The sequence below is a fragment of the Sulfitobacter sp. TMED3 genome, assembly GCF_002167505.1.
Lineage (GTDB): Bacteria > Pseudomonadota > Alphaproteobacteria > Rhodobacterales > Rhodobacteraceae > Sulfitobacter > Sulfitobacter pontiacus.
Genome location: NZ_NHBI01000009.1, coordinates 1 through 12,928 on the forward strand (window position 1 = coordinate 1; position 12,928 = coordinate 12,928).

The following is a 12,928-nucleotide window of genomic DNA, read 5'->3' on the forward strand; positions in this document are numbered from 1 at the left end:
ATGAAACAGCACCCGCCACTCGGTCCGCAGCATGCCGTAGCGATCTTTATAGGTGCGCTGAAACGCCAGACTGCTCGCTTCCGCTGCCTGGTTTAGAAGGTAAGGCAGGAAATGGGTCAGCTCGAAATTCTGGTCTGGCATCAGGGCAATCGCTTGTTAGTTACACAAAGGACTATTACCAACGAAGCAGATTTTGCAAGGTAGCTTTCAGGCACCCGCAGCGACACGCAAGGAACACCGATGACATTGCTTACCTCTTGGGTTGAAAGCGCGAACAGCGCCGACACCGACTTCCCGCTCAACAACCTGCCTTACGGTGTGTTTTCCACCGACACGCTCGAACCGCGCTGCGGCGTGGCGATCGGGGATATGGTGCTCGACATGGCCGCGGTAGAGGCCGAAGATCTGATCCTGCTCCACTTCGATCCTGTCTTCGATGTGCCCTATTGGAATGACGTCATGGATCTGGGCCCCGACGCATGGGCCACNCTGCGNGNNCGCCTGACCGACCTGCTGGCAACCGGCAGCCCCGACCAGGCCAAGGTCGCCCCGCATCTTGTCCCCATGGCTGACATCCGCCTGCACATGCCGATTGTCGTCTCGGAATACACCGATTTCTACGCGGGCCGGCACCATGCGACCAACGTCGGCACCATGTTTCGGGGCGCGGAAAACGCGCTGCCCCCGAACTGGCTGCACATGCCTATCGGCTATAACGGCCGCGCCTCGACCGTTGTCGTCTCCGGCACCGACATCCGTCGGCCCAACGGGCAGATCAAAGCGGCGGACGCCGAGACCCCGCATTTCGGCCCCAGCCAGCGCCTTGATATCGAGCTCGAGATGGGGGCAATCGTCGGCACCTCCACCGATATGGGCGACACCCCCAGCGTGGCCGAAGCGGACGAGATGATCTTTGGCTATGTGCTGCTGAATGATTGGTCCGCGCGCGACATTCAGGCGTGGGAGTATCAACCGCTCGGGCCGTTTCAGGCCAAGGCCTTCGCCACCAGCATCTCTCCGTGGATCGTGACGAAAGCGGCGCTTGAACCGTTCCGCGCCTCCACGCCCGAGCGCGAGGTCGATCTGCTGCCCTATCTGGCAGAGCCGAAACCGATGCTCTACGACATTGACCTGTCTGTGATCATCCAGCCCGATGGCGGCGCACAACAGGTCATCGCGCGTACCAATTACAACACGATGTATTATTCCGCCCCGCAACAGCTGGCGCATCACGCGGCGTCAGGTTGCGCGATGAACGCGGGCGATCTGCTCGGTTCCGGCACCATCTCCGGCCCCGACAAAGATGCTCGCGGCAGCCTGCTCGAACTCAGCTGGGGCGGCGCGGAACCGATCGCGCTGAACGATGGCACCACCCGCAGCTTTGTGCAGGACGGGGATACGATGATCCTGACCGGCCACGCCGCAGGCGACGGGTATCGCATCGGCTTCGGGGCTTGCGCCGGTACGATCCTCCCCGCGAAACCCACGCCATAACCGCGCTTCATTTTGCCAAATAAACTCCCGCCGGAGGCGCCCGATAGCGCGCCACGGGTCGCGCGTCTGATCCTGAACCGGATCGGGCGCGCAGTGCGTTTTGCGCAAACTCCGGTGACCGCCGCTGCTGTGGGTTGACGCACCGCCGCGCTATGCTTGAAACTCTGTGATACATGCTAGTTACATTCCTAGCCAATAAACGCAGCAAAGCTGCATCACCGCAAAGCATCCAGCGCCTGTGCTTGTGCTTCGTATCCGCCGCCCGAACCACAGGGGCAGCACCCGACCAGAGAGGAAGATCATGACGTTCTTAACCCGTACCGGCACCCCCTTACCCGCCGCCATTCACGCCTCTGCCGAAGCTGCCAAACGCGATCCGGTCAGCCGACGCGAATTTCTGGCTCTCGCCAGCGCCTTTGGGGCCACGGCGACAACCGCCTATGCGATGATCGGCATGGCAGCGCCCGCACATGCGGCCGCGCATAAATCCGGCGGCACCGTACGGATGCAGATGGAGGTCCGCGCGTTGAAAGACCCGCGCACCTACGACTGGTCGCAGATCGCCAACATCACCCGTGGCTGGCTTGAATATCTCGCGATCTGGGAGAATGACGGCACCTTCACCCCCGCATTGCTCGAAAGCTGGGAGATCAACGAAGACGCCACCGAATATGTGCTGAACGTGCGCAAAGGTGTCACGTGGAACGATGGCACGCCCTTCACCGCCAACGATGTGGCGCGCAACATCACGGGCTGGTGCGATAAATCGGTCGAGGGCAACTCGATGGCCGGGCGTTTTGCCACGCTGATCGACGAGGACTCCGGTCAGGCGATCGAAGGCGCGATCACCGTGGTGGATGACCATACGGTCAAGCTGTCGCTGCCCCGCCCCGACATCACCCTGATCCCCGGCATGGCCGATTACCCCGCCGCCATCGTCCCCGAAGGGTTTGATCCGGAAACCATGCTCGACAACCCTGTCGGCACCGGCGCCTACCTGCCTGAATCCGTCGAAGTCGGGATCAAGGCCGTGTTGGTCAAGAACCCCGANCACACGTGGTGGGGCACCGAGGTCTACGGCGGGCCCTATATCGACCGGCTGGAATACATCGACTANGGCACTGACCCTTCGGCCTTTGTCGCCGCCGCCGAAGCAGAAGAGATCGACGCCACCTATTCCATCGAGGGTGAATTCATCGACGTGTTCAGCACGCTGGACGGCTGGAACCAGAACGAAATCGCCACGGGTGCGACTATTGTGATCCGCCCCAACCAACTGGCCGAGGTGGATGGCAAGACACCCTANGCCGATGCGCGTGTCCGCCGNGCGCTGGCCATGGCNGTCGANAACGCCGTGCTGCTTGAACTGGGNTATGCCGGTCGCGGGCTGGTNGCCGAAAACCACCANGTNGGCCCGATGCACCCCGAATATGCCGAGCTNCCCCCGCGCGANGCGGACCCNGAAGGNGCNCGCGCCCTNATGGAAGAGGCCGGCATGGCCGACTACGAGCACGAGCTGTTTTCNATCGACGACGCATGGCGCAANGACACCACAGATGCGGTCGCCGCACAGTTGCGCGACGCTGGCATCAAGGTGAAACGCACGATCCTGCCGGGGTCGACCTTCTGGAACGACTGGACGAAATACCCCTTCTCCTCGACCAACTGGAACGCGCGTCCGCTGGGTGTGCAGATCTGGGCGTTGGCCTATCGCTCGGGCGAGGCGTGGAACGAATTTGGCTGGTCCAACCCCGAATTCGACGCCCTCCTGACCGAGGCCCTGTCGGTCGCCGATGTCGAAAAACGTCGCGCTCTGATGGCCAAGGGCGAAGCGCTGATCCAGAACGAAGGCGTCACGATCCAGCCTTACTGGCGCTCGCTTTATAATCACACCCGCGAAGGGCTGGTCGGGGCCGGACACCACATCGGCTTTGAATANCACCCTGCGCGGATGGCCTGGACGTCGTAANCACCNGTTTGCCATTCCCNAAANNAAAGGGCCGCGTCNGACGCGGCCCTTTTTTCATGTCACAGCGCTGTGCCCTGTCAGGGCAGCAGGAACAGCGTGATCGCGGGGAACATCACCAGAATGATCACCCGCACGATGTCGGAGCCGACAAAATACATCACGGCCTTATAGGTCTCTGTCATCGGGGTTTCACGGTCCATCGAGTTGATGATGAACAGGTTCATCCCCACCGGNGGCGTGATCAGACCCACCTCGACCACGATCAGCACAAGGATNCCGAACCAGATCGCCAGATGCTCTGTGCTCATCCCGAAATCCATCGCCGAGATGACGGGGAAAAAGATCGGCACGGTCAGCAGGATCATCGACAGGCTGTCCATCAGNCAGCCGAAAATGAGGTAGAAGACAAGGATNACGACCAGCACGAACCACGGGCTATAGCCCTGCCCCACGACCCAGTCAGCCATGAATTGCGGCACGCCNGACAGGGCCAGAAAGCCGTTATAGAACCCNGCCCCCAGCACGATGAAAAAGATCATCCCCGTGGTNTTGGCCGTGCCCATCAGGCTTTCGCGCAAGACGGCCCAGTTCAGAGTGCCCGCCAGCAACGCCGCCAGACCAGTGCCCGCAGCGCCCACAGCCGCGCCTTCGGTCGGGGTGAACCACCCCAGATAGATGCCGCCCACGACGACGAAAAAGATCACCAGCACCGGCCATGTATTCGCCAGCGCCTTGAAGCGGTCCCCCATGGGCACCGCAGGGCGCACGCCCGCNGATTTGGGGTTCAGACGCACATAGATCGAGATCGTGATAACATAGCCGATGGCCGCCAGCACACCGGGCAGGAAGGCCGCCAGAAACAGNTTGGCGATATTCTGTTCGGTCAGGATCGCATAGATCACCAGAATGACCGACGGCGGGATCAGGATGCCCAATGTCCCCCCCGCGGCCAGTGTCGCGGTGGAAAACCCGCCGGAATAGCCATAGCGGCGCAGCTCGGGCAGCGCGACCTTCGACATGGTCGCCGCTGTCGCCAGCGAGCTGCCGCAGATCGCGCCAAAGCCCGCGCAGGCCCCCACGGCCGCCATCGCCACACCCCCGCGACGATGCCCCAGAAAGCTCTCTGCCGCTTTGAACAGGGCCTGGCTCATTCCCGATAGGGTCGCGAATTGGCCCATCAGCAGGAACATGGGAATGATGCTCAGCGAATAGCTGGAAAACGTCGTGTAGGTCTCGGACTTGAGCTTTGACAGCAGCGGCGTGGGGTTGCCCCCCATCGCCAGATACCAGCCNCCAAACCCGCANAGCAGCATNGCNAGCCCGATNGGGGCNCGCANAAAGATCATCAGCAGCAGCACNGGAAAGGACCAGAAGCCCAGTTCTAGGTTGGTCATCTTAATGGGCCCCTTGTTCGCTGGGAAGAATATCGGTGCCGCGGATCGCCTCTATCACGCGGATCACGGCGCAATAGACAGACACAACNCTGGCAATCACGCCGGACGCAAAGCTGGCGGCATAGGCCCACCACACCGGAAATTGCAGGAACAATGTCGTCTCGCCATTGCCAAGATAGCGTTGCATCCCTTCGTAGAGACGCCAGATGATCAGCACGATCACCGCGGCCAGAACGACCTCCCAAAAGGCCATGATCCAGCGGTTCACCCGCGCCGGCAGGAAAGAGGTAAACACATCCACCGTGGCATGGGCGCCGTAATACTGGCAGATCGGCAGGAACGAGAAGATGGCGAAAGCGACCCCCGCCTCCAGCAATTCATAATTGCCGTTGATCTCGCCGATGCCCATGTCAATCAGCCCCTGCGACAGGCCGGTCAGCTTCTCCTGAAAGAAGGGGCTATGCAGCATCTTGTTGACCGTGCGCCCGATGATAGAGGCCGTGGTCATCAGCACCAGTGCCATCANCACCAGCCCTCCGATCACGGCGGTAAAGCGGGCAAGAAAATATATCAGCCGACGCATGGTTCTCTCAATCTTGTCTAGGTATTTTGGGGTGTATCAAGCAATCAGGCCCGCGGCGCAGGGATGCACCGCGGGCCNGCTATCGTCNTCAGGNATTANTTGCCGTAGGCATCCATCAATTCNCGCGCTTCGTCGATCAGCGCCTGACCNTCGATGCCCTTGCTGTCCATATCGGCAATCCAGCTGTCATAGATCGGCTGCGACGCNTCGCGCCAGACTTGGGTCTCTTCTTCGTTCAGCTCGACNATGTTGTTGCCCAGATCAACCGCGACCTGACGCGCNGGGCCATCGGCATCCGCCTGNGTGCCCCCCGCAAAGACCGANAATTCNANACCGGAGTTTTCATCCAGNACCTTNTTCAGCTCNTCCGACAGCCCGTCATAGCGGTCCTTGTTCATCGCCAGCACNAANGTCAGCGTATAAAGTGCNGCACCGTCAAATTCGGTGTGGTTCTTCACCAGTTCCGGCACTTTCAACGATGGCGTCACTTCCCACGGGATCGTGGTGCCGTCGATCACGCCCTTGGACAGACCTTCGGGAATCGCCGGAACCGGCATGCCCACTGGCGTCGCGCCGGTAATCTCGAGCAGCTGGTTCACCAGACGCGACCCGCCGCGAATCTTCAGACCCTGCATATCGTCGGGCGACCGCACTTCGGTGTTGGTGTGCAGCATGCCGGGGCCGTGAACCCATGTGCCCAGAATATGTACGTCCTTGAACTCGGTGTNTTTCATGTGCTTTTCGAACATCTGCCAATAGGCAGAGCTCGCCGCGCGGGCGTCGGTGACCATAAAGGGCAGCTCGAACACTTCGGTCGTGGGATAGCGNCCGGGGGTATAGCCCACCACGGTCCAGACGATATCGGCCACACCGTCAATCGCCTGGTCCATCAGCTCCGGTGGCTTCCCGCCAAGCTGCATGGAGGGGTAGCGTTCAATCTTGATCTTGTTGTCGCTGGCGGCTTCGACCTTATCGGCCCAGACATCCAGAATAAGNTTGGGCACATTGGCCTGTGGCGGCAGGAACTGGTGCATGCGCAGGGTGACCTCTTGCGCCATCGCGCCGGTCGCGCTCATGCCAACGGCAAGGGCCGCACCCGCGATCCCCATCAGGGTTCTTCTCATCATCATTCTAATCTCCCGTGTTCAGTCAAAACGGACCGCTCTGTTGCCGAGCAGTTCCGAGCCTTTAGCTGAGTGACACTCTGACACCAGCGACAGGGGATTATCAATCACCTCCGGTACAAGCNGATGAAAAANACGNAGCTCGGGAACACGACACACGACAGGCCATGCTGAACAACAGCTATCCTACAAAAGTCANATCTNTGCGGGGGGGGAGATGGTGGCGTTACCTGGATTTGAACCAGGGACCTAACGATTATGAGTCGTTCGCTCTAACCAACTGAGCTATAACGCCATCGGCGCTCCGAGTATGACAGGCTTCGGCCCCCGTCAAGAGCCAAAGCCAATCTTATTNGATTATTCGCCCTCGCGCACCGTATCAATCATGCGCTGCACNTTGTCAGGGTCGGCATCCGGNGTGATCCCGTGGCCTAGGTTAAAGATATGCGGGCCCTTGGANAAGGCTTTGACGATCTGNCGCGTCTCATCCNCCAGCGCCTGCCCGCCGGTNACCATATGGGTCGATGCAAGGTTGCCCTGCACGCAACCGTCCACCTGCACATGTTTGGCCGCCCAATCCGCCGAGACGGAATTATCCAGCGCCACACAATCCACCCCCGTCGCCTTGGCGAANCCGATGTATTTATCGCCGGCCTCGCGCGGNAAACCGATGATCGGAATACCGGGGTGGCGCTTCTTCAGCTCTTGCGTGATCTCGCGNGCAGGGGNCAGCGCGTATTTCTCGAAAGCATCGCCCGGCAGCGACCCCGCCCAGCTGTCAAAGATCTTCATCACCTCGGCGCCTGCGTCAATTTGCGCAGACATATATTCGATGGTTGCCTTGGTAATCAGGTCCAACAGCTTCTCGAACAGGGCGTTATCCTGGGTGCGCAGCNGATGCGCAGGCCCCTGATCCTTGGTCCCCTGCCCCGCGATCATATAGGTCGCGACAGTCCAGGGCGCACCGGCAAAGCCGATCAACGTCGTCTCGCGCGGCAGTTCACCGGCAAGGTTGCGCACCGTCTGATAGATCGGGTTCAACGTCTCGTGGATATCGCCCACGGGCCGCAGCTGGTCAAAATCCGCCTGTGTGGTGACCGTGGACAGGCGCGGCCCTTCGCCGGTGACAAACCACAGATCAGCGCCAAGTGCCTGAGGTACAAGCAAAATATCCGCAAAGAGGATCGCCGCATCAAACCCGTAACGACGGATCGGCTGCAAGGTGACCTCGGTCGCCAGCTCGGGGTTGTAGCACAAAGACAGGAAATCCCCCGCCTGCGCCCGCGTCGCCTTATACTCGGGCAGATAGCGNCCGGCCTGCCGCATCATCCAGATCGGCGGCACCGGCAGCGTCTCTCCGGCCAATGAACGCAGAATGGTTTTGCTTTGCGTGTCGGTCTGCGGCATCGGGNATTCCTACTCTTCAATGGTTTTGTCTTAGGTCAAGATGTAGCGCCGCGATGTCAAGGCAATGGCACCGCTTGTCAGATCAAATCCACACCCCTAAAGAAGAGCCATGACTGTGAACCTGCCCACCCCCGAAAACCCCATGCGCATCGGCACCCGCGGCTCGCCACTGGCGATGGCCCAGGCCTATGAAACCCGNGCCCGTCTGGCCGCNGCGTTTGAAATNCCNCAGGCNGCGTTTGAAATCGTCGTGATCAAAGTCACCGGCGATGTCATTCAGGANCGCCCGCTCAAGGACATCGGCGGCAAGGGNCTGTTCACCCGNGAAATCGAAGAAGACCTGCTGGCGGGCAAAATCGACATCGCCGTGCATTCGATGAAAGACATGCCCACGATCCAGCCGGGGGGCCTGCTGCTTGATACCTANCTGCCGCGCGAAGACCCCCGCGACGCCTTTGTCGCGCCCACCCTCTCGGCGCTGGACCAACTGGCCGAANGCGCGGTNGTCGGCACCTCCAGCCTGCGCCGCCGTGCGCAGNTGCTNCACCAGCGTCCCGACCTGCNGGTCGTCGAATTCCGCGGCAATGTGCAGACGCGGCTGAAAAAGCTCGCCGATGGTGTGGCCGAATGTACCTTCCTCGCCGTGGCCGGTCTGAACCGTTTGGGCATGCAACACGTCCCCGCCACGCCGATCGACGATACGCTGATGCTGCCCGCGGTGGCGCAAGGGGCCATTGGCATCGAACGCCGCGCCGGTGACCTTGATACCGAAGCCATGCTCGCCGCGATCCACGACACCCCCACGGGCCAACGTCTGGCCGCCGAGCGCGCNTTTCTGCTCACGCTTGACGGATCCTGCGAGACACCGATCGCCGGGCTGGCCACGCTGGACGGCGACACGCTCCACCTGCGCGGCCAGGTCCTGCGCCCCGACGGGTCNGAGGCGATTGCCGGCGACCGCAGCGGCCCTATTGCGCANGGCGGNCAGATGGGCGTCGATCTGGCGCAGGACCTGCTGGCCCAGGCAGGCCCCGGCTTCTTCGACTGGCACGTCAAAGAATAACATCCAAAATAAATTCGCGCTCTGTTTGAAACTAAGCGCAGCATGGCCCCGTTGCTTCGGCATGATCACCAAATGATCACGATATAAACCGAGGAGACCACCATGACTTTCGCTAAAAAGATGATGACCGCAACCGCAGCTCTGGCCCTGACTGCCGGTGCGGCTTTCGCCGACGAGATGAAGAACCCCATGGTCGGTGGTGCTGAAATGTTCGCCGACAAGAACATCGTTGAAAACGCCGTGAACTCTGCCGACCACACCACATTGGTTGCTGCTGTGAAAGCTGCCGGTCTGGTTGATACCCTCGCAGGCGAAGGCCCCTTCACCGTGTTCGCCCCCACCAACGCCGGTTTCGACCGTCTTGAGCCAGGCACCGTCGAAATGCTGGTCAAGCCAGAGAACAAAGAACGTCTGACCGAAATCCTCACCTGCCACGTGGTGGGCAAGGCCGTGATGGCTGACGCGCTGCAGGGCATGATCAAGGACGACGGCGGCGAGCACCCCGTGCCGACACTGGGCGGCTGCACGCTGCAAGCCTCCTACGCCGATGATGGCCGCGTGATCCTGACGGACGAGAACGGCAATACGGCCTTCATCGAAATCGCGGATGTCAAACAGTCCAACGGTGTGATCCACGTTATCGACGGCGTGATGCTGCCAAAGCAATAAGCTGATACCGGTTTAGACGAAAAGGCCCCCGACCTGCACGGTCGGGGGCCTTCTTCATTCCAAATGGCAGCTATCCCGGGGGAGCCCGCAGGGCGGGGGCTGGCCCCCTAGATCCACTTCGCTAAAGGCGGCAGGCTCATGAGAACCGCATTGGCGTCATGGCCCGTNTCCAGCCCGAATTTCGTACCGCGGTCATAGACAAGGTTATATTCGGCATAGAGCCCGCGATGCACCAGCTGCGCCTCTTTATCCGCCTCTGACCAGTCTTGCGTGATCCGCTTTTGCACCAGCGGCAGATAGGCGGGCAGGAAGGCGCGGCCGATATCCTGTGTCAGGGCAAAATCCGCCTCCCAATCGCCTGTCGCGTGATCATCCATAAAAATACCGCCGACCCCGCGCGCGCGGTGACGGTGCGGGATATAGAAATACTCATCCGCCCAGGCCTTCAGCCGCGGGTAGAGATCGCTGCCATGAGGGTCCAGATGCGCCTTTTGCACGGCGTGGAAATGCGCGGTGTCTTCGTCATATTCGATGCAGGGGTTCAGATCGGACCCGCCNCCGAACCAGCTGGCATGNGGNGTCCAGAACATGCGGGTGTTCATATGGACCGCCGGGGCATGNGGGTTCTGCATATGCGCGACCAGACTGATGCCCGACGCCCAGAACCGCGGGTCTTCGGCCATNCCGGGGATGCCCTTNCGCGCCGCCATCGCGACCTGCGCGCGCTCTCCCANGGTGCCGAACACCGTAGAGACGTTGACGCCGACCTTTTCGAACACACGCCCGCCGCGCATCACACTCATCAGACCACCGCCCGCGTCACTGCCGTCGTCGCTGCTGCGTTTGGTCGGGGTCACCTCGAACGTGCCGGGCGCGGCATCAGACAGCGGGCCCTCGGCGTGGTCACGCTCCAGCGTCTCGAATGCCTCCACGATCTGGTCGCGCAGGCTGCGGAACCACTCAGCGGCGCGGGTCTTCTCCGCCTCGAAATCAACGGTCATGCGCAAAGCCTTTCGTTACTGCGTANTNTAGTGTGCCGGCGCGTCCACNGCGTCCAGCAAGGACCGCCCCCCGTCCACAACGATCACTTCGCCGGTCAGGAANCTNGAGCTGTCGGCGGCAAGATACTGGATCGTGTCGGCCAGCTCTGACGGCGANGCGATGCGCCCCAGNGGCGTGTGGTTGCGGATGTCGTCGCGCCACTCGCGGTTCTCGGCGCAGGACGCTTTCAGCGACCCGCTCATCACCGANCCGAAAGCCACNGCGTTCACCCGGATGCGATGCGGGGCCAGCGTCAGCGCCATCGACCGCGTCATCTGCTCAAGCGCGGCCGCCGCCATGGAATAGGCCATCAACTCGGGCCGNGTGTGCCGCGAGGTGGTCGAGCTGAGGTTGACGATGCTGCCCACGCTGCCGTCTTCCTTGCCCTCGGATTGTTTGATCATGCGTTTGGCGACCTGCTGCGTCAGCTGCATCGCGGTCATCACGTTTTCCTGCCACAGGGTTTCAACGCTGGTGTCATCATTGTCCAGCGCATCCGTCGGCAGGAACTGCCGCGAGGCATTGACCAACACGTCNACCTCGTCAAAGGCGTCAATGGTGGCAGAGACGAGGTTCGCAATCGTCAGCCGTTGCCGCAGATCGCCNGCGAAAAAGCGGATGTTGCCGTCGTCCTTGGCATCGCCCAGCTGTTCGACCAGCGCTTTCTCGTCGATGTCGGCACACATCACNTTTGCGCCCTTGTCGGCGAATTGCCGGGCAATCGCCAAACCGATGCCGTTCGCGGCCCCGGTGACGATGACGCTTTTGCCAGAGATTGAGAATGACATAAATCGTTCCTTAATCAGGCGCGGCCCGCCTATCGGCGTTTGCGCAAAGGCCGTGCCGCGTGAAACAGTTTGAACCGCGCATCGCCGCCGATTTCCTCGACATNGGCGAAACGGGTTTTCAGCTCTGCCTCATAGGGCAGATGACGGTTCGCGACCATCCACAGCTTGCCTTGCGGCGACAGGATGCGTGCTGCCGTGGCAACAAACGCCTGCCCGATCTGCGGTTCAGCCGCGCGACCGATGTGGAAGGGCGGGTTCATGATCACGCTGTCCATGCGGTGGGGCGGCTCCCAGCTTGTGGCATCCTCCCATGCAAAGGACGCGCGATCATCGGTGACATTGCGGCGCGCACATTCCAGCGCCATATGNCCCGCTTCAACAAGNTAAAGGTTCTTGATGTCAGGCCGTGTCAGCGCGTGGGCCGACAAAAANCCCCAACCGGCCCCCAGATCGGCAACCTCGGACCCGAGCTTCTCGGGCAAGGCGTCCANCAGCAGCGCCGAGGCCAGATCGACACCATCGGCGGAAAAGACCCCCGGCGCAGTCCAGAACCCGCCTTCGGTCAGCTCCGGCCCCTGACGCCAGTCGGAAAAGAACTCCGCCGCCGGTTCCGAGATCCAGAACATCTTGCCGTGGGCCTTCGAGATCGGGCCCTGCACGGTCACACGGTCGCGCATCTCGCGCAGGACACTATCGGCACCGTCGGTCTTTTGCCCGTCGATCACAACGATCCCGTCGCATACCTCGCAGGCGGCGGCGATCACGGCGCGGGCTTCGGCCTTGGCGCGTGGCAGGCAGACGATACAGGCCGCATAGCGGTCCTTGATGGTGCGCACGACATCATANCCGCGCNCGGCCCATGCGTCATAATCCGGTTTGAAATCATGGATAATCTGCACGCGGTCCTTGTCCAGACCTGGCAAATCACTGTCACGGGGGGGCTGAAAGACGGCAATCGTCCCTTCAGCTGGCAACTCAAGACCACCGCCGTCAAGCGCCAGTTGCAGACGTGCATCAATCACGTGTTATTCTTCTTTTTCCATGGTGCATTGCAGCGGGTGCTGGTGACGCCGGGCGAAATCCATCACCTGCGCGACTTTGGTTTCCGCGATCTCGTGGCTGAACACGCCCACGACCGCCAGCCCTTTTTTATGCACGGTCAACATGATCTCGAAGGCTTGGGCATGGTTCAGCCCGAAGAAGCGTTCAAGCACGATCACCACAAATTCCATCGGGGTGAAATCGTCGTTCAACAGCATCACCTTGTACAAAGGCGGCCGCTTGGTCTTTGGTTTGGTCTTGGTCAACAGATCGGTTTCGTCGTCGTCCCGGTCTTTGCCCGCCATCATAAGATCATCAAGGCGCATTGCTGCTCCTGCCTGAGAAGTCGTTTCAA

The 12,928-nt window shown here is 61.1% G+C and carries 12 protein-coding genes, 1 tRNA gene and 1 pseudogene; 4 read left to right on the forward strand and 10 right to left on the reverse strand.

Going from position 1 to position 12,928, the window contains the following annotated elements; all coding sequences use genetic code 11:
* Positions 1 to 141, reverse strand: a pseudogene (locus CBB63_RS03170) (MarR family winged helix-turn-helix transcriptional regulator); the annotation flags it as partial.
* A gap of 99 nt (positions 142 to 240) precedes the next feature.
* On the opposite strand from CBB63_RS03170, the gene fahA reads away from it, so the two are divergent.
* Together fahA and CBB63_RS03180 are read left to right on the forward strand one after the other, a co-directional pair.
* Entirely contained in the window at positions 241 to 1,494 is a 1,254-nt protein-coding gene (fahA, locus tag CBB63_RS03175; RefSeq protein ID WP_286698120.1) for a fumarylacetoacetase, read from the forward strand.
* A gap of 301 nt (positions 1,495 to 1,795) precedes the next feature.
* The gene (locus CBB63_RS03180; RefSeq protein ID WP_286698121.1) at positions 1,796 to 3,463 is read left to right on the forward strand and encodes an ABC transporter substrate-binding protein; all 1,668 of its coding nucleotides are present in this window, start codon (positions 1,796 to 1,798) and stop codon (positions 3,461 to 3,463) included.
* A gap of 77 nt (positions 3,464 to 3,540) precedes the next feature.
* Here CBB63_RS03180 and CBB63_RS03185 read toward each other — a convergent pair whose 3' ends face one another.
* The 5 genes from CBB63_RS03185 to hemE all read right to left on the reverse strand — a co-directional run bounded on the left by CBB63_RS03185 (position 3,541) and on the right by hemE (position 7,971).
* Complete coding sequence (locus CBB63_RS03185) at positions 3,541 to 4,857, reverse strand: TRAP transporter large permease (protein WP_286698122.1); 1,317 nt, start codon at positions 4,855 to 4,857, stop codon at positions 3,541 to 3,543.
* A gap of 1 nt (position 4,858) precedes the next feature.
* Positions 4,859 to 5,440 (reverse strand): TRAP transporter small permease, encoded by a 582-nt coding sequence (locus CBB63_RS03190; RefSeq protein WP_286698123.1) that lies wholly within the window; start codon positions 5,438 to 5,440, stop codon positions 4,859 to 4,861.
* 95 nt (positions 5,441 to 5,535) lie between these two features.
* On the reverse strand, positions 5,536 to 6,570 hold the full coding sequence (locus tag CBB63_RS03195) for a TRAP transporter substrate-binding protein (RefSeq protein ID WP_286698124.1): 1,035 nt from the start codon (positions 6,568 to 6,570) through the stop codon (positions 5,536 to 5,538).
* A 212-nt stretch (positions 6,571 to 6,782) separates the two neighbouring features.
* Positions 6,783 to 6,859, reverse strand: a tRNA-Met gene (locus CBB63_RS03200).
* Between the two features lie 62 nt (positions 6,860 to 6,921).
* A complete protein-coding gene (gene hemE / locus CBB63_RS03205; protein WP_286698125.1) occupies positions 6,922 to 7,971 on the reverse strand; it encodes a uroporphyrinogen decarboxylase in 1,050 nt (349 codons plus the stop codon).
* Between the two features lie 109 nt (positions 7,972 to 8,080).
* Here hemE and hemC point away from each other — a divergent pair, with 109 nt between their 5' ends.
* Together hemC and CBB63_RS03215 are read left to right on the forward strand one after the other, a co-directional pair.
* On the forward strand, positions 8,081 to 9,034 hold the full coding sequence (gene hemC, locus CBB63_RS03210) for a hydroxymethylbilane synthase (RefSeq protein WP_286698126.1): 954 nt from the start codon (positions 8,081 to 8,083) through the stop codon (positions 9,032 to 9,034).
* A gap of 102 nt (positions 9,035 to 9,136) precedes the next feature.
* Positions 9,137 to 9,703, forward strand: a complete 567-nt coding sequence (locus CBB63_RS03215) for a fasciclin domain-containing protein (RefSeq protein ID WP_037953936.1) — start codon at positions 9,137 to 9,139, stop codon at positions 9,701 to 9,703.
* 107 nt (positions 9,704 to 9,810) lie between these two features.
* Here CBB63_RS03215 and hemF read toward each other — a convergent pair whose 3' ends face one another.
* From hemF to clpS, 4 genes are all read right to left on the reverse strand, one after another.
* Positions 9,811 to 10,704: an oxygen-dependent coproporphyrinogen oxidase gene (gene hemF / locus CBB63_RS03220; protein WP_286698127.1), complete on the reverse strand. Its 894-nt coding sequence runs from the start codon at positions 10,702 to 10,704 to the stop codon at positions 9,811 to 9,813.
* Between the two features lie 15 nt (positions 10,705 to 10,719).
* On the reverse strand, positions 10,720 to 11,532 hold the full coding sequence (locus tag CBB63_RS03225; RefSeq protein ID WP_286698128.1) for an SDR family NAD(P)-dependent oxidoreductase: 813 nt from the start codon (positions 11,530 to 11,532) through the stop codon (positions 10,720 to 10,722).
* Positions 11,533 to 11,561: 29 nt separating this feature from the next.
* Complete coding sequence (locus CBB63_RS03230; RefSeq protein WP_286698129.1) at positions 11,562 to 12,554, reverse strand: class I SAM-dependent methyltransferase; 993 nt, start codon at positions 12,552 to 12,554, stop codon at positions 11,562 to 11,564.
* A 3-nt stretch (positions 12,555 to 12,557) separates the two neighbouring features.
* On the reverse strand, positions 12,558 to 12,899 hold the full coding sequence (gene clpS / locus CBB63_RS03235; protein ID WP_005850026.1) for an ATP-dependent Clp protease adapter ClpS: 342 nt from the start codon (positions 12,897 to 12,899) through the stop codon (positions 12,558 to 12,560).
* Positions 12,900 to 12,928 lie beyond the last annotated feature (29 nt).

Coding starts and splice junctions, on each gene's coding strand:
- CBB63_RS03215 (WP_037953936.1), top strand. CDS start 9,137: ATGACTTTCGCTAAAAAGATGATGACCGCAACCGCAGCTCTGGCCCTG.
- clpS (WP_005850026.1), bottom strand. CDS start 12,899: ATGCGCCTTGATGATCTTATGATGGCGGGCAAAGACCGGGACGACGAC.